The sequence below is a fragment of the Streptosporangium jomthongense genome, from assembly GCF_042650425.1.
Taxonomy (GTDB): Bacteria; Actinomycetota; Actinomycetes; order Streptosporangiales; family Streptosporangiaceae; genus Streptosporangium.
This window is the reverse complement of record NZ_JBHSBC010000019.1, coordinates 156,010-171,469: the sequence shown is the minus strand read 5'-3', so window position 1 is coordinate 171,469 and position 15,460 is coordinate 156,010. Positions and strand designations below refer to the sequence as shown.

Annotated in this window: 12 protein-coding genes; 4 read left to right on the top strand and 8 right to left on the bottom strand. The window is 71.8% G+C overall.

Annotation, left to right across the window (positions count from 1 at the left end):
• Nucleotides 1–45: 45 nt before the first annotated feature.
• A complete protein-coding gene (locus ACFOYY_RS19805; protein WP_386190585.1) occupies nt 46–708 on the bottom strand; it encodes an SRPBCC family protein in 663 nt (220 codons plus the stop codon).
• A 17-nt stretch (nt 709–725) separates the two neighbouring features.
• Nucleotides 726–1,673, bottom strand: coding sequence for a fatty acid desaturase family protein (locus ACFOYY_RS19800; protein WP_386190642.1), 948 nt, complete (start codon nt 1,671–1,673; stop codon nt 726–728).
• Nucleotides 1,674–1,955: 282 nt separating this feature from the next.
• Here ACFOYY_RS19800 and ACFOYY_RS19795 point away from each other — a divergent pair, with 282 nt between their 5' ends.
• The 3 genes from ACFOYY_RS19795 to cydB all read left to right on the top strand — a co-directional run bounded on the left by ACFOYY_RS19795 (nt 1,956) and on the right by cydB (nt 5,692).
• Nucleotides 1,956–2,831: a polysaccharide deacetylase family protein gene (locus tag ACFOYY_RS19795; protein ID WP_362775581.1), complete on the top strand. Its 876-nt coding sequence runs from the start codon at nt 1,956–1,958 to the stop codon at nt 2,829–2,831.
• A 467-nt stretch (nt 2,832–3,298) separates the two neighbouring features.
• Entirely contained in the window at nt 3,299–4,738 is a 1,440-nt protein-coding gene (locus tag ACFOYY_RS19790) for a cytochrome ubiquinol oxidase subunit I (protein ID WP_352011350.1), read from the top strand.
• Between the two features lie 12 nt (nt 4,739–4,750).
• Nucleotides 4,751–5,692 (top strand): cytochrome d ubiquinol oxidase subunit II, encoded by a 942-nt coding sequence (gene cydB, locus ACFOYY_RS19785; RefSeq protein ID WP_352011349.1) that lies wholly within the window; start codon nt 4,751–4,753, stop codon nt 5,690–5,692.
• Here the strand turns inward: cydB and cutA are convergent.
• Genes cutA through ACFOYY_RS19765 form a run of 4 tightly spaced genes read right to left on the bottom strand, consistent with a single transcriptional unit; the run spans nt 5,650 to nt 10,857 of the window.
• Complete coding sequence (cutA, locus tag ACFOYY_RS19780; protein ID WP_386190580.1) at nt 5,650–8,094, bottom strand: aerobic carbon-monoxide dehydrogenase large subunit; 2,445 nt, start codon at nt 8,092–8,094, stop codon at nt 5,650–5,652. The genes cydB and cutA overlap by 43 nt on opposite strands.
• On the bottom strand, nt 8,091–8,573 hold the full coding sequence (locus ACFOYY_RS19775; protein WP_449343619.1) for a (2Fe-2S)-binding protein: 483 nt from the start codon (nt 8,571–8,573) through the stop codon (nt 8,091–8,093). Before ACFOYY_RS19775 ends, cutA begins: the two co-directional genes overlap by 4 nt.
• Nucleotides 8,570–9,463, bottom strand: a complete 894-nt coding sequence (locus tag ACFOYY_RS19770; protein WP_386190577.1) for an FAD binding domain-containing protein — start codon at nt 9,461–9,463, stop codon at nt 8,570–8,572. Before ACFOYY_RS19770 ends, ACFOYY_RS19775 begins: the two co-directional genes overlap by 4 nt.
• Nucleotides 9,460–10,857 carry a uracil-xanthine permease family protein gene (locus tag ACFOYY_RS19765; RefSeq protein ID WP_386190574.1) on the bottom strand — a complete coding sequence of 466 codons (1,398 nt, stop codon included), beginning with the start codon at nt 10,855–10,857 and terminating at the stop codon, nt 9,460–9,462. The genes ACFOYY_RS19770 and ACFOYY_RS19765 overlap by 4 nt, the downstream gene beginning before the upstream one ends.
• Nucleotides 10,858–11,141: 284 nt before the next feature.
• Between ACFOYY_RS19765 and ACFOYY_RS19760 the strand changes: the two genes are divergently transcribed.
• On the top strand, nt 11,142–13,544 hold the full coding sequence (locus ACFOYY_RS19760) for a terpene synthase family protein (RefSeq protein ID WP_386190571.1): 2,403 nt from the start codon (nt 11,142–11,144) through the stop codon (nt 13,542–13,544).
• A 3-nt stretch (nt 13,545–13,547) separates the two neighbouring features.
• Here the strand turns inward: ACFOYY_RS19760 and ACFOYY_RS19755 are convergent, their stop codons facing one another.
• Both ACFOYY_RS19755 and ACFOYY_RS19750 read right to left on the bottom strand, forming a co-directional pair.
• Nucleotides 13,548–13,769, bottom strand: a complete 222-nt coding sequence (locus tag ACFOYY_RS19755) for an RNA-binding S4 domain-containing protein (RefSeq protein WP_352011344.1) — start codon at nt 13,767–13,769, stop codon at nt 13,548–13,550.
• A 10-nt stretch (nt 13,770–13,779) separates the two neighbouring features.
• The gene (locus ACFOYY_RS19750) at nt 13,780–15,348 is read right to left on the bottom strand and encodes a PucR family transcriptional regulator (RefSeq protein WP_352011343.1); all 1,569 of its coding nucleotides are present in this window, start codon (nt 15,346–15,348) and stop codon (nt 13,780–13,782) included.
• Between the last annotated feature and the right edge of the window lie 112 nt (nt 15,349–15,460).

Sequence of the window (15,460 nt, the reverse complement as noted above, 5' to 3'; positions counted from 1 at the left end):
CCCCCTCTTCACCGCTCCCTGATCAATCCCCGGCCCGCCCCGGGGTCAGCGCCCTCTGCCGGTCCGGCCGAGCAGCCAGCCGATCACGGCGCTGCCGAGCGCGACCCCCGCCCCCATGCCGAACGCCGCCAGGACCGGCCAGGCGGGACCGTTCTCACGGTGCCGTACGGCGGGCCGCTCGAAGACCCGGGCGGGTTCCCCGGTCGCGGCCTCATGGACCTCCTCGGGCACGGCCCCAAGGGCGGGGACGGCCTCAGGGGCGGGGACGGGGGTGCCGGACAGGTGGGTCTCGACGGCGGAGAAGAAATCACCGGCCGTCCTCTTCGCCACCGAGCCGAGCACCCGCTGGCCGACGCCGCCGATCATGCCGCCCACCACGGCCTCCGCGTCGTAGTCGACCCGGGTGCCGTCCTCGACCTCGCTGAGCCGTACCTCGACGGTCGCCTCCACGGTGCCCGGCGCGCCCTGGCCCCTGGCCCTGAGCACGAACCGGTGCGGGGCCTGCGGGTCGAGCAGGGCCACCTCCCCCCGGTAGACCCCCTTGACGGAGGCCACCCCGGCGGTGACCGTCATCCGGTAGACCCCGGGCCCCGTCTCCTCAAGGCGCTCGCAGCCGGGGATCGTCCGTACGAGCACGGCCGGGTTCTGCAGCGCGGACCACACGCGTTCTCTGTCGATGCCGAGTACGGCACTGCCTGCGACCTTCACTCCAGCACGATAGGCCGTCAGGTCCTCCGCGTCCGCAACGGCTCACCCGCCTCGTGCAGGTGCCGCAGGGCCTGGCCGTACGACTCGATCAGGCCGCACTCCAGGTAGGGGATGCCCAGTTCCGCGCAGTACCTCCTGACGATGGGCTGGGCGTGACGCAGGTTGGGGGCCGGCATGCCGGGGAACAGGTGGTGCTCGATCTGGTAGTTCAGCCCGCCGAGCAGGACGTCGACCACCCGGCCGCCGCGTACGTTGCGCGAGGTCAGCACCTGCTTCCTGAGGAAGTCGAGCCCGTCCTCGTCGGTCGGCATCGGCATCCCCTTGTGGTTGGGGGCGAAGGTGCAGCCCAGGTAGACGCCGAAGACCGCCTGGTGCACGAGCAGGAAGGCCACCGCCCTGCCCGGCGAGAGCACGGCGAACAGCGCACCGAGATAGGCCACGACGTGTACGGCCAGCAGCGCCGCCTCAAGCCCCCTGCGCCGCAGGCTGGGGCGGGCCAGCGCCCTGAAGCTCGAAACGTGCAGGTTGAACCCCTCCAGGGTGAGCAGCGGGAAGAACAGGTAGGCCTGCCACCCGCCGATGAGCCTGGCCAGTCCCCGGCTCTCGACCGCCTGCTCCCTCGACCAGACCAGGGCGTCCGGGGCGACGTCGGGGTCATGGTCGGCGTGGTTGGGGTTGGCGTGGTGGCGGGTGTGCTTGTCCATCCACCAGCCGTAACTCATGCCGATCGCCAGGTTGCCCGCGACCAGACCGGCGGCCTCCGCGGCGCTTCTGGCGCGCAGGACCTGCCGGTGGGCCAGGTCGTGGGCGACCAGCGCGACCTGGGCGAACACCACGGCGAGGAAGACCGCGACGAGGAGCTGGTACCAGGAGTCGCCGACCGTGAGGAAGGCCGCCCAGCCCGCGACGTAGAGGCCGCCGACGATCCCCAGGCGCAGGACGTAGTGACCCGGCCGTGGATTCATCAGCCCCGCCTCCGTGACGCGACGCGACAGGCGCGCGAAGTCGCTGCCCCTGGCGCTCCTGAGCATGGTCGTTTCGGTCACACTTCCCCCTATATCCGTGGAGTGCCGGGGTGGCACCCGCCACAGGATCGCGGCAGCGGCCGGGGGCGCGGACCCCCGCCGCCACCCCGGATCGTGGTAGTGCTGGCCCCACCCCTGATGCACCGGTTATAAGGGGTTTCGCAGGGAGATCAGGGGTTTACCAGCCAATTGAGGCTTCTGTTACTGGCAGGATGGTGCCCCATGACTTCGGGGACGTCGTGGGCGATCAGGACGGCGGCCGTGTTCACGGCCCTGGCGGCGAGCGCGGGGTGTGCGGCGGGGACCGGCGGCGACGCGAGGCCGGGCACGGGCGGGCGGGCCGCCGGGGAGCCCTCCGCGAGGACGACCCCCACCACGGCCCCTGCCCGCCCGCAGGGACCGCCCGGCGTGCTGCCCAGGCCCGGGGAGGTCGGCAGGATCCCCCGGCCCGCCGACGGGCTGCCGCCGGTGATCAGCTCGATCCCGACCACCAGGAAGGTGGTCTTCCTCACCATCGACGACGGCTGGGAGCAGGACCCCGGCTTCCTCGCGCGGGTCCGCGACCGGCGGATCCCGATCACGGCCTTCGTCACCCGCGACGCCGTCGAGGCCAGGGGCACGACCGACCCGACCGCCCAGGGCGGCAGGTTCCTCGGCGCGGGCAAGTGGGGCTACATGCGCGACCTGCGCGACGCGGGGGCGCCGATCGAGAACCACACCCTGACCCACCCGAACCTGCCCACGCTGGGCTACGCGGGACAGCGGGCCGAGATCTGCGGCGCCTCCACGGTGATCCGCAGGCAGACCGGCAGGAGGCCCACGCTCCTGCGCCCGCCGTTCGGCAACCAGAACTCCCTGACCCGTAAGGCCGCCAAGTCCTGCGGCGTCGACGCCCTGCTGCTGTGGACCGCGACCGTGCAGCCCGGCGGGAAGATCGCCTACCAGGTGCCGGACAAGAAGCTGCGCCCGGGAGACGTCCTGCTGATGCACTTCAGGCCCAACCTGTCGCGGGACTTCCGCATCCTGGTCGACAAGATCGAACGCAGGGGCTTCGAGCTCGGCAACCTGGACGCCTACCTGAAGGCGGCGCTGCGTTAGGGCCTGTTCCGCGAACCTTCACGCCCACCGCGGCAGCCCGGCCGACGGCCCGCGGAACAGGTCCCGGTCATCCGCGCGGGGAGGATCGTCCCGGTCTCGGTGAGGAGGCGGGTCCGCCGCCCGGCGTACGCCGGAGTCATTCCGGCGGCTGACGACCCGTGGGGGTCACGTGACCGACGATGGTCGTGTGCTCGCGGGACCTGGTGACCCGCGAGCCCTCCCCGGCGGGTGGGGCGCGCACCTCGCCCGCCGGGACGACCGGGGCCCGGAGCCCCGGTGGCACGGGGAAAGCAGGCGCCGCGAGCCGGAGGGGACGATCTTGGTCCGGAGGAGATGTGCGGTCTCCCACCGGCCATGTGACAGAGATCGCATGTGCTCGCGGCGCCAACCCCTCTCAATGCTCTACACCTTGTAGTACTACTAGTAGTAGAACTACGAGTTGTAGAGCTCCAGCCCGCGAGGGGAAGATGGACGCACTAGACCTGGCACGGTGGCAGTTCGGGGTCACCACCGTTTATCACTTTCTTTTCGTACCTCTGACGATCGGCCTCGGCGTCTTCGTGGCCGGGTTGCAGACCGCCTGGCACCGTACCGGCAAGGAGCACTACCTGAGGTTGACGAAGTTCTTCGGGAAGTTGTTCCTGATCAACTTCGCGATGGGCGTGGTCACCGGCATCGTGCAGGAGTTCCAGTTCGGGATGAACTGGAGCGAGTACTCGGTCTTCGTCGGAGACGTCTTCGGCGCGCCGCTCGCCCTTGAGGCGCTGCTCGCCTTCTTCCTTGAGTCGACCTTCCTCGGCCTGTGGATCTTCGGCTGGGACCGGCTCCCCAAGCGGGTCCACCTGGCGACCATCTGGGCCGCGGTGATCGGCTCCAACCTGTCGGCCTACTTCATCCTCGCCGCGAACGCCTGGATGAAGCACCCGGTCGGCTACGAGGTCGTCGACGGCAAGGCCCGCATGACGGACCTGTGGGCGGTGCTGACCAACCCGACCGCGACCGCCCAGGTGCCCCACGTGGTGGCGGCGTCGTTCGTGGTGGCGGGCGGTTTCGTGCTGGCCGTGTGCGGATACCGCATCCTGCGGGAACGGCGCGACCCCGACCGCACCAGGCCCGTACGGCGTGGCGCGGACATGTGGCGGACCCCGGTGCGGGCGGCCCTGGTCATGACGGCGATCGCGGGAGCCGTCGTCGCGGTCAGCGGCGACACCTCCGCCAAGCTGATGTACGAGCAGCAGCCGATGAAGCTCGCCGCCGCCGAGGGGCTCAGGCACGACACCGCCGGGGCGCCCTTCTCCCCGGTGCCCGGCGTCGAGGTGCCCATGCTGCTCAGCTTCCTGGCGACCAACGACCCGCAGGCCGTGGTGCAGGGCACCGAGGACCTGCAGAAGCGCTTCACCGAGCGGTTCGGCCCGGCCGACTACCGCCCCAACCTGCCGGTGGTCTTCTGGTCCTTCCGCGTGATGATCGTCTTCGGGATGACCACGGTCGGCCTGGCCGTACTCGGCCTGTGGCTGACCCGGGGGCGCCGCCGCGGACGCCGCGGGGAGGGTCCGCCGCGTGCGGTGCCCTCGTGGCTGGCCCGCGCGTTCCTGCTCGCCCTGCCGCTGCCGACCCTCGCGATCATCGCGGGCTGGCTGCTCAGCGAGATCGGCCGCCAGCCGTGGACCGTCCAGGGTGAGCTGCTCACCGCCGCCAGCGTCTCCCCCGGCGTCGGGCTCGGCCAGGTCGCCGTCTCCCTCGCCCTGTTCACCGCCCTGTACGGCGCGCTCGCGCTGGCCGAGGCCGTACTGATCGTCCGGCACGTCAAGGCGGGTCCCGAACCCGTCCCCGCGCGCCGGCCGGACGTGCCCTCCGGTGTGGGCGGGAACGCGACCGCCGAACTCCAGCCGACCCTGATGTACTGAGGCGTCAAGATCATGGAACTCACCACCTTCTGGTTCGCGATCATCGCGTTCCTGTGGACCGGCTACTTCGTCCTTGAGGGGTTCGACTTCGGAGTCGGGCTGCTCGCCCCGGTGCTCTCCAGGAACGAGGCGGAGCGCAAGCAGGTGCTCGGCACGATCGGCCCCGTCTGGGACGGCAACGAGGTCTGGCTGATCACCGCGGTCGGCGCGATGTTCGCCGCCTTCCCCGCCTGGTACGCCGGGATGCTCAGCACGTTCTACCTGCCGCTCACGCTGATCCTGGCGGGGCTCATCGTGCGCGGTGTCGGCCTTGAGTGGCGGGGCAAGGTCCAGCACGCCTCCGACCGCGCCTGGTGCGACCTGGGCGTCATGGTCGGCAGCGGGCTGACCGCCTTCCTGTGGGGCGCCGTCTTCGCCGACCTGCTGCACGGCAGCGCCCTGGCGGCGCTGGTCGGCGGGGTGTTCTCGCTGTCGGTCTGCGCGCTGCACGGCGCGGTCTTCGTCGCCCTCAAGACGACCGGAGCCGTACGGGCCAGGGCCCGACGTACCGCGATGGCGGTCTCCGCGGTCGCGGTGCCCGCCGCGGTCGTCGCCCTGTCCGGCATCCCCGCGGCCCGTACGGCCGTGGCCGACTGGACCGCCGCGCCGTGGCTGTGGGCCTGCGCGCTGACCGCGATGGCGGCCCTGGCCGCCGGGGTCGCGCTGGTCTGGCGGGGCAGGGAGGGCTGGGCGTTCACCGCGACCGCCTCCTCGCTCGCGCTGGGCGGCGTCGCCCTGTTCGGCGCCCTGTGGCCCGCCCCGCTGCCCGGCCTCACCGTCGCCGGGGCGGCCTCCGGGCCGTACACGCTGGGCATGCTGACCTGGATCGGCCTGGCCGCGCTGCCCTTCGTGCTCGGCTACCAGGCCTGGTCCTACTGGGTGTTCCGCAAGAGGCTGGTCGCCGAGCCGGTCTGACCGGTCCGCCGGTCAGGGGAAGCCGAGCGGCGCAGGTCGAACAGCTCCGACGGGGAGATGGGCATCCGGTCGATCCTGATGCCCTCCGCGTCCTCGACGGCGGAGGCGATCACCGCGGAGACCGGGATGACCCCCGCCTCCCCCGCCCCCTTGACGCCGAGCGGGTTCAACGGCGACGGCGTCCGCAGGTGGGCGGTCTCCACGTGGGGGACCTCGGTCGCGTACGGCATCAGGAAGTCCATGAACGAGGCGTTCAGCAACTGGCCGTGCTCGTCGTAGACCATCCGCTCGTACAGCGCGCCGCCGACGCCCTGGGCGACCCCGCCGTGGATCTGCCCCTCGACGATCATCGGGTTGATCAGGTTGCCGCAGTCGTGGACGACGGCGTAGCGCAGGATGCGGATCTCCGCGGTCAGCGGGTCGGTCTCCACGATCGCCGCGTGCATGCCGGAGGCGAAGGTCGAGCGGATCGGCGAGTAGTAGCCACGGCCCTCAAGCCCCGGCTCGTCCCCCTCGGCGACCGGCGGCCTGTCCGGGGACGGGGTGCCCGCGAACTGGGTCGCCCGGCCCGCCTCCGCGTCGAAGGCGTAGCGCAGCGGGTTGGACAGCACCGCGACCGTGGCCAGCGGCAGGCCCGCGCCCGGCGAGCCGACGACCCGCACCACCCCGTCGACGATCTCCAGGTCGCCGGGGTCGGCCTCCAGGGCGTCCGAGGCGATCCGCAGCGCCTTCTCCCTGACCTTCCCGCAGGCCAGGGCGATGGCGTTGCCGCTCATCACCGCCGCCCGCGAGGCGAACGTGCCGACCGCGTAGCCGAACCTGCGGGTGTCGCCGGTGACCACGCTGACCCGTTCGATCGGCACGCCGAGCTCGGAGGCGGCGATCTGGGCGAACACCGTCTCGTGGCCCTGGCCCTGTGAGGTGAGGCCGGTCGAGACGTGCACCCGGCCGTCGGAGGTGATCTGGACGTGACCCCCCTCGTACGGCCCGACCCCGGTGCCCTCCACGTAGCAGCCGATGCCGATGCCGAGCCTGCGTCCCTGTCCCGCGGCCCGTTCCCTCAGCGCGGGGAAGTCGTCCCAGCCGACGAGTTCCTTGAGCATGCGCAGCGACGCCGGGTAGTCTCCGCTGTCGTAGATCAGCGGACGGCCGTCCTGGAAGGTCAGGCCCTGGTCGTAGGGGAACTCCTCCGGCTGGATGAAGTTGGCCTCGCGCACCGCCGTACGGTCCAGGCCCAGGTGCCGGGCGATGCGGTCCATCGTCCGTTCCATGCAGAAGACCGCCTGCGGGCGCCCCGCCCCCCGGTACGGCGTGACCTGCACGGTGTTGGTGTAGAGGGAGGAGAACTCCACCCGGTAGGCGCCCAGCCTGTAGGGGCCGGGAAGCTGGGTCGAGGTGATGATCGGCACGATGATCCCGTACGGCGTGTAGGCGCCGTGGTCGTGCAGGATCGTCACGTCGAGCCCGAGCACCCGTCCCCGGTCGTCGAAGCCGACCCGGACGTGGTGCGCCTGGGCGCGCTCGTGCGCCGAGGAGACGAAGTGCTCACGCCTGTCCTCGGTCCACCTGACCTCGTGGCCGAGCAGCATGGCGGCCCACGGGACGAGCACCTCCTCCGGCCAGGGGTGCACGATCTTGACGCCGAACCCGCCGCCCACGTCCGGGGCGACGACCTCGACCTGGGGCAGCGGCAGGCCGAGCTTGGCGGCGATCGCCATCCTGACGCTGGTGGAGGTCTGGGTGCTCGAATGCACCCGCAGCGACCGGTCCCCGGCGTCCCAGCGGGCGTGCACCCCGCGCCCCTCAAGGGGCGTGGCGGCGCTGCGCTCGATGTCCAGGCCGAACTCCAGCCGGTACGGCGCCGCCTCGATCGCCTCCCGGGCGCCCAGTCCGGTCGCCGAGCGCACCTCCTGGACCAGGTGGGCGCCGACGTTGCCCGGCACGTCCCGGTGGACCAGCGTCTCGGCACGCCTCGCCCGCTCGATGCCGACGACCGGCGTGAGCGGCTCGTAGTCGACCTCGATCAGCGCGCAGACGTCCTCGGCGAGGTAGCGGTCGCGGGCGACGACCATCACGACGGGCTCGCCGACGTGCCTGACGACGTCCCGCGCCAGCGGGTGGGCGGTGCGGCCGTGGGTCAGCGCCGGATGCGGGATCAGCAGCGGCAGCGGCTCGGCCAGCCGGGCGGGCAGGTCCTCCCAGGTGTAGATCGCCACCAGCCCCTCGACGTCGATCGCCGCCGAGACGTCTATGTCGCGGATCACGGCGTGCGCGTGCGGGGACCTGACGAACGCCGCCTCGAAGGCGCCCTCGCCGATGTCGTCCAGGTAGCGGCCCCCGCCGGTCAGCAGCCTGGGGTCCTCCCTGCGCCGTACCGGCTCCCCGAACAGCCGTGTCGTCACCGCTCCTCCGCCAGGATCTCGGCGGCCCGGTGGACCGCTCTGACGATGTTCTGGTAGCCGGTGCACCGGCACAGGTTGCCGGAGAGCCCCTCGACGACCTCCTCCTCACCCGGCGCCGGGTTGTCGCGCAGCAGGGCGGTGACCGTGCACAGGAACCCCGGCGTGCAGAACCCGCACTGCAGGCCGTGGCACTCGGCGAAGGCCCGCTGCACCGGGGAGAGCGTGCCGTCCGGCTCCGCGAGCCCCTCCACGGTCGTCACCTCGTGCCCGTCCGCGCTCGCCGCGAACATCAGGCACGAGCGCACCGGCCGCCCGTCGAACAGCACCGTGCAGCAGCCGCAGACGCCGTGCTCGCACCCGACGTGTGTGCCGGTCAGCCCGAGGTCGTGCCGCAGGCAGTCCGACAGCAGCCGCCGCCCCGGCACCGTGACCCGCCGTACGACCCCGTTGACCGTCAGGGTGATCGCGATGTCCCTCACCCGCGCGCCGCCTTCCGCTCCGCTTCCTGCGCCGCCTGCCGGGCCGCCTCTGTCAGCGCCCGTTCGGCCAGCACCCCCAGCAGGTGCCGCCGGTAGTCCGCGCTCGCGTGGATGTCGGCCTCCGGTTCCGTCCCGTCCCGTACGACCGCCGCCGCGCCCCGCCAGTCGGCCGACCCCCACGGGTGGTGGCCGCAGGCCCCGGAGACGTCCACGACCACCGGGACCGGCCCGGCGCTCACGCACGCCGCCCTGGCCGTGACGACCCGCAGGTCCTCGTCCAGGACGACCAGCGCGGCCACCCCGGCCACCGCGTAGTCGCCGTGCCGCCTGGCCACCTCGTGGAAGGCCGTGCCCGAACGCGGCGCCAAGGCGGGGAACAGCGCCGAGACGGCCAGTTCTCCCGGCCGCAGCGCCGATTCGAGGGGACCGGTGAAGAAGGCGCCCGCGGGGACCTCCCTGGTCGCGCCCGCGCTCGCCAGCCGTACCGAACCGCCGAGCAGGGCCAGCACGGCGGGCAGTTCGGCGGCGGGGTCGGCGTGCGCCAGGCTGCCGACCACGGTGCCCCGGTTGCGGATCACCGGGTGGGCGACCAGCCTGAGCGCCCTGCGCAGCAGGGGCTGTACGGCGGCGACCTGCTCGGAGTGTTCGACCTGGGCGTGCCTGGCCAGCGCGCCGACCAGGACGCCGCCGGGCCCGGCCTCCACGGTGGCCAGTTCGGTGAGCCCGTTGACGTCCACGATGTGCCGGGGATGCGTCAGGCGCATGTTCAGCATCGGGATCAGGCTCTGTCCCCCGGCGAGGACCTTGCCCTCCCGCCCGGCGGCGGCGAGGATCTCCAGCGCCTCGCCGAGGGAACGGGGGGCGTGGTAGTCGAACGGGGGAGGCTTCACCCGGCCGCCCTTCCCTCGCCCGTTCCTCCGCTGTCCTGGCCGCCTGCCGCTCCCCCGCCCTCCCGCTCTCCGCGTCGCAGCACCCGCAGCAGGTGGTAGCCGCCGACGACCACGATGGTGCCCAGCGCGATGCCCTCAAGGGTGAAGGCCGAGCCGAAGGTGTGCCTGACCGGGCCGATGGCGAGGATGATCCCCGCCCCGATCGGCACCATGTTGACCGGGTCGGAGAAGTCGACGCGGTTCTCCACCCAGATCTTCGCGCCGAGCAGGCCGATCATGCCGTAGAGGATCACCGTGATGCCGCCGAGCACACCGCCCGGGGTCGCCGCGACCAGCGCGCCGAACTTGGGGCACAGACCGAACAGGATCGCGATGAGGGCCGCGATGTAGTACGCGGCCGTCGAGTAGACCCTGGTCGCGGCCATGACGCCGATGTTCTCCGCGTAGGTGGTCGTCGGGGAGCCGCCGAAGGCGCTGGCGACGGCGGTGGCCAGGCCGTCCGCCGCGATGGCCCTGCCCAGGTAGGGGTCCACGTCGGTGCGGGTCATCTCACCGACGGCCTTGACGTGGCCGACGTTCTCCGCGACGAGCGCGATCACCGCGGGCAGCACCAGCAGCACGGCGGAGACCCTGATGTCCGGCAGGTGCGTGTCCGGCCACCCGACCCAGGCGGCGTCGGCGACCGCGGAGAGGTTCACCCTGGGATGGGTGTCGATCCGCTGGGTCACCGCGTTGTAGGCGGTGACGTCCCCGAGGACCCGGTCGGCCGCCCAGGACAGCGCGAAGCCGAGGACCAGGCCGAGCAGGATGGCGATCCGGCCGGCGAACCCCCGCAGGACCACGAGGAACAGGAAGGTCGCGGTCATCGTGACCAGCGCGATCCACTGGTCCTGCGGCCAGTAGACGTCGGCGACCACGTAGGCCAGCCCGAAGCCGATCAGCATGACGACCGCGCCGGTGACGACCGGCGGGAAGACCCGGTTGATGACCTGCACGCCCAGCCGATGTACGGCGAGGCCGACCAGGGCCAGCGCCAGCCCGACGACGAGGACGGCGCCGGTGACGACCGCGTCGGCCGCGGGCGTGTCCCCGCCGTACAGGGACCTGATGGCGAGCACCCCGCCGACGAAGGAGGCGCTGGTGCCGAGGTAGCTGGGGATCCTGCCGTTCACGACGAGCAGGAACATGATCGTCGCGACGCCGGAGAACATGATGGCGATGTTGGGGTCGAGACCCATGACCAGCGGGAAGACGAACGTCGCGCCGAACATCGCCACGACGTGCTGCGCGCCGAAGCCGACCATGCGCGGCCAGGACATCCGCTCGTCCGGTTTGACGACCTCACCGGGTGCGAGGGTCCTGCCGTCCCCGTGTTTGGTCCACCCCGCAACCATCAAGCCCCACCTCTCACCGGGCCGTCGGTCGGCGGCCGCCCCGCAGGCTTCCCTCCGGCGAACTCCCATGCCGTCGTCGCGGCCCGCGCCACGGACGGGCGAGGGTCTACGGAGGGTTTCCCGTAGGCACCACGTGCGAAACCCAGCTGTGTGATCATGGGGAGGTTGGAGAGATTGGTCAGAGAACTCCCGGTACGACCATGTGATGCAGTACGGTGAGTGGCGCTTTCGCGACTTTGAGTGAACCGTCCTGATCGGCCCCAGAGAAGAGTAGGCGCGCCCCCATGCAGGCTTTCACGCTGCCCGGCTTCTACATCCCGCACCCCGCCAGGCTCAATCCGCATCTGGAACGTGCCCGCGCGCACAGCAACGCCTGGGCCCGCGAGATGGGCATGCTCGACTCCCCCAAGCCCGGTGGCGGTCTTGTCTGGGACGAGCAGGCGCTGGCGAAGATGGACTACGCGCTGATGTGCGCCTACACCCACCCCGACTGCGACGGCCCCGCCCTGGACCTGATCACCGACTGGTACGTCTGGGTGTTCTTCTTCGACGACCACTTCCTTGAGCACTTCAAGCACTCGCGTGACCTGCGCGGCGCCAAGGCGCACCTCGACCGGCTCGAACTGTTCATGACCGTGGACGGCCAGGAGCCGCCCGAGCCGGAGAACCCCGCGGAGGCCGGGCTGAAGGACCTGTGGAGGCGGACGATCCCCTCGATGTCGGCCGGGTGGCGGCGGCGGTTCATCACCAGCACGCACAACCTGATGATCGAGTCGATGTGGGAGCTGCACAACATCGACCAGGGCAGGATCGCCAACCCCATCGAGTACATCCAGATGCGGCGCAGGGTCGGCGGGGCACCCTGGTCGGCCAACCTCGTCGAGTACGCCGTCGGCGCCGAGATCCCCGACGTCCTGGCCGGGACCAGGCCGCTGCACGTGCTGTGCGACACCTTCTCCGACGCCGTGCACCTGCGCAACGACCTGTTCTCCTACCAGCGCGAGGTCCGCGAGGAGGGGGAGAACTCCAACGCGGTCCTGGTCTTCGAGCGCTTCCTCGACTGCCCGACCCAGGAGGCCGCCGAACTGGTCAACGAACTGCTGACCTCACGGCTGCTGCAGTTCGAGGACACCGCGCTCGCCGAGATCCCGGCGCTGCTGGCCGAGCACGCCCTGCCCCCGGACGAGCAGGTCGCGGTCGGCCTGTACGTCAAGGGCCTGCAGGACTGGCAGTCGGGCGGCCACGAGTGGCACGCCAGGTCGAGCCGCTACATGAACGAGGGGGCCGTCACCTCCCCCGGCGTCTCCAGGGGGCCGCTCGGCCTGGGCACCTCGGCCGCGCGGCTGCCGACCGCGGCGCTGACGCCGGGCCTGGCCCGCAGGACGCGCCAGCAGTCCCACCGGCCCTTCGAGCCGGTCGGGCACCTGCCGCTACCCGACTTCCACATGCCCTATCCCGTCCGCATCAGCCCCCACCTGGACGCCGCCCGCCGCGACTCGGTCGGCTGGGCGCGCCGGGTCGGCCTGTTCGACGCGATCCCCGGAGTCGAGGCCGGCGGCGTCTGGGACGAGCGGCGTTTCCTGCTCTTCGACCTGGCGCACTGCGCCTCGATGATCCACGCCGACGCGAGTCTCGAACAGCTCAATCTGTCGTCCGACTGGCTGTCCTGGGGCACCTACGGCGACGACTACTACCCCGTGGTCTTCGGCGCCTCCCGTGACCTGGCCGCGGCCAAGCTCTGCGACGAGCGGCTCGGCCTGTTCATGCCGATCGACCTGGGCGCGGTCCCCGAGCCGCTCAACCCGCTCGAACGCGGCCTGGCCGACCTGTGGCACCGTACGGCCGCGCCGATGAACGAGGCCGCCAGGCGTGACTTCCGCGCGGCGATCGAGGCGATGACCAGCAGCTGGCTGTGGGAGCTGGGCAACCAGACGGGCAACCGGGTCCCCGACCCCGTCGACTACGTCGAGATGCGCCGCGACACGTTCGGCTCCGGCCTGACGATGAGCCTGGCCAAGCTCGCGCACTACGACCTGGTGCCCGCCGAGCTGTACCACACCAGGGTGATGCGTGAGCTGGACACCGCCGCCCAGGACTACGCGACCTTCACCAACGACCTGTTCTCCTACCAGAAGGAGGTCGAGTTCGAGGGTGAGGTCCACAACATGGTGCTGGTCGTGGAGAACTTCCTCCAGGTGGACCGGCTGACCGCCAGGGACGTCGTGGCGGACCTGATGACGGCGCGGATGCGGCAGTTCCAGCACATCGTCGAGGAGGACCTGCCCGCGATGTTCGAGGAGTTCGGCCTCGGCGACGAGGTTCGCGGCGTCCTCACCCGGCACGCCGACGGCCTCAAGGAGTGGATGTCGGGAATCCTGGAGTGGCACCGCAGGTGCGCGCGGTACACCGAGGCCGAGCTGCGCCGCCACCACCACGGCTCCGTGTCCGCGGTGGTGCCCGCGACGGTGGTCTCCCGGTTCCTGCCCTCGGGGCCGGGCACCTCGGCGCTGCGCCTGCGCCCCGCCGCCGCGCGCGACGTGCCCTCCTCCCCCGCACCGGCTCCGGCGGCCCCGGCCCCGGCCCCGGCGGGGGTCGCCGCGTTCAGGAGGCCCTCCGGGCTCGGCACGTCCGCGGCCAGGCTCTCCCCGGTCTCCGTGCCGTCCCCCTCGGGGAGCGGCCCGGCGTGACGGTCAGCCGCCGGGGGCGACCACGTGGATCTCGAAGCCGTCCCCGGCGACGACCTGTCCGGCGCGGATCTTGCAGGTCTTGCGGAGCTCGACCCGCCCGTCGACCGTCACGTTGCCCTCGGCGATGAAGTGCTTGGCCTGGCCGCCCGTGTCGGTCACGGCGCAGTACTTCAGCAGGTCGCACAACGGAATGTAGTCGGTTTCCAGCTCAAAGGTCTCGTCCACGCCCGTGAGTCTAGATGCCCCGCATCCGCAGGACGTGCAGGGCCAGGGTCAGGTTCAGCCGCAGATGGGCGTCCTCGGTGAAGTCACCCAGCATCCGTTCCAGCTTGCCGATCCGGTAGCGCAGGGTGTTGTAGTGGAAGTGCAGCCGCCTGGCCGTCTCCGCGACGTTGAGGTTGGTCTCCAGCAGCACCTGCAGGGTCCTGCGCAGGTCGCCGTTGTCGGCGTCGGTGTCGGAGGCGAGCGGGCCGAGGGTCTCACGGACGAAGGCGTGCAGTTCCTCGGTGTCGCTGACCAGGGAGAGCAGCCGGTAGACCCCCAGCTGGTCGAAGTGGGCGACCGCGCCGGGACCGTGGAGCTGGCGGCCGACCCTGGCGGCCTTCACGGCCTGGCCGTACGCCTCCGGCAGGACCTCGATCCCGGCGGCCGTACGGCTCGCGCCGGTCGAGAAGGTCGCGGGCAGGCACTCGGCGAACGCGGCGACGGCGTCCCTGGCCAGGCGGGTGGTGTCCACGGCGGCGTCCACGACCGCGACGACCTCGTGGGAGAAGCCCGCGACCGCGCCGTGCCCGTCGTGACGGCGCATCGCGCTGGTCCAGCAGGTGACCAGCCTGTCCTGGGCGACGCGTTCGTCGCCGTCCGGGTCGAGTTCGGCGACCAGGACGGTCACCGGGCGCCGCAGGTCCCAGCCGAAGGCCTTGGCCCGCGCGGCGACCCGTTCGGCACTGCCCGCCCTGCCGGTGAGCACGTCGCGCAGGAAGTCGGCGCGGTACTTGCTCTCGACGGCGTTCACCGCCTCCTGCCTGGTGATCACGAGCGCGGCCACGGTGGCCGCGCGCTCCAGGATGCCGATGTCGTTCTCCCCCGGCCTCGGCGGGGCGCAGGCGACGATCCGCCCGTGGTGGTGGCCGCCCGCGACGACGGGGACGAAAAGGTGTTCCCCCCGGTCCCGCGCTCCCGACGCGCGCAGCCCGGCCACCTGCTCGGCGGGCCCCGCCGCGGCCAGCACCTGCCCCGCCCCGTCCAGTACGGCGACGGCGGCGCCGAGCAGCCCGGCCACCTCCTCGGTCACCTCGCCCAGCCCGCCGCCCGCGAGCACGACCTGGACCAGCGCCCGGTGCGCCTCCTCCGCCCTGGCCAGCGCCGCGGCCTGCCGGTTGAGGATGTCGGTGAGGACCTGGTTGAGGATGTCGTCGAAGCCGACGTCCTCGGGGAGCTGGATGAGCGGGAACCCGAGCCGGTCGGCCTGTTCGACCATCTCCTCGGGCAGCCGGTCCAGATAGCGGCCGAGTTTGATGCCCAGCGCGGCCAGGCCGCGTTCGTCCAGGTCGCTGACCAGCCGGTCGAGTGACTGCGGGGTGTTACGCAGCGGGTAGCCGGTGGTGAGCAGCAACTCGTTCGGCTTCACCCAGGCGAGGATGTCGGGAACCTCCATGACGTTGAGCCGCTGCACGATCCTGCCGAGGCCGCGTCCTCCGGCCAGCAGCCTGGCCCCGGCGAGTGTCGAGGCGCCCAGTACCTCGCCTACGGCCACGCCGTGGGTGATGGTTCCGGTGCTCGCCAGCCGTACAGGAGGTTCCATGACGTGATTGTCACCGATAAGGCCGTCTGTCAGGAAGAACCAACCTTTGGGGTTTCTGTTGGCACCTTTCTCCGTACGGCGAGCTCGCCGGGCGTTCTACCGTCGGCTCAGT

What these genes read in the sequence shown, in the direction of transcription:
- cydB (WP_352011349.1), top strand. Translation starts at nt 4,751, where the DNA reads ATGGAACTCACCACCTTCTGGTTCGCGATCATCGCGTTCCTGTGGACC.
- ACFOYY_RS19760 (WP_386190571.1), top strand. Translation starts at nt 11,142, where the DNA reads ATGCAGGCTTTCACGCTGCCCGGCTTCTACATCCCGCACCCCGCCAGG.
- ACFOYY_RS19800 (WP_386190642.1), bottom strand. Translation starts at nt 1,673, where the DNA reads ATGAATCCACGGCCGGGTCACTACGTCCTGCGCCTGGGGATCGTCGGC.
- ACFOYY_RS19790 (WP_352011350.1), top strand. Translation starts at nt 3,299, where the DNA reads ATGGACGCACTAGACCTGGCACGGTGGCAGTTCGGGGTCACCACCGTT.
- ACFOYY_RS19795 (WP_362775581.1), top strand. Translation starts at nt 1,956, where the DNA reads ATGACTTCGGGGACGTCGTGGGCGATCAGGACGGCGGCCGTGTTCACG.
- ACFOYY_RS19765 (WP_386190574.1), bottom strand. Translation starts at nt 10,857, where the DNA reads ATGGTTGCGGGGTGGACCAAACACGGGGACGGCAGGACCCTCGCACCC.
- ACFOYY_RS19750 (WP_352011343.1), bottom strand. Translation starts at nt 15,348, where the DNA reads ATGGAACCTCCTGTACGGCTGGCGAGCACCGGAACCATCACCCACGGC.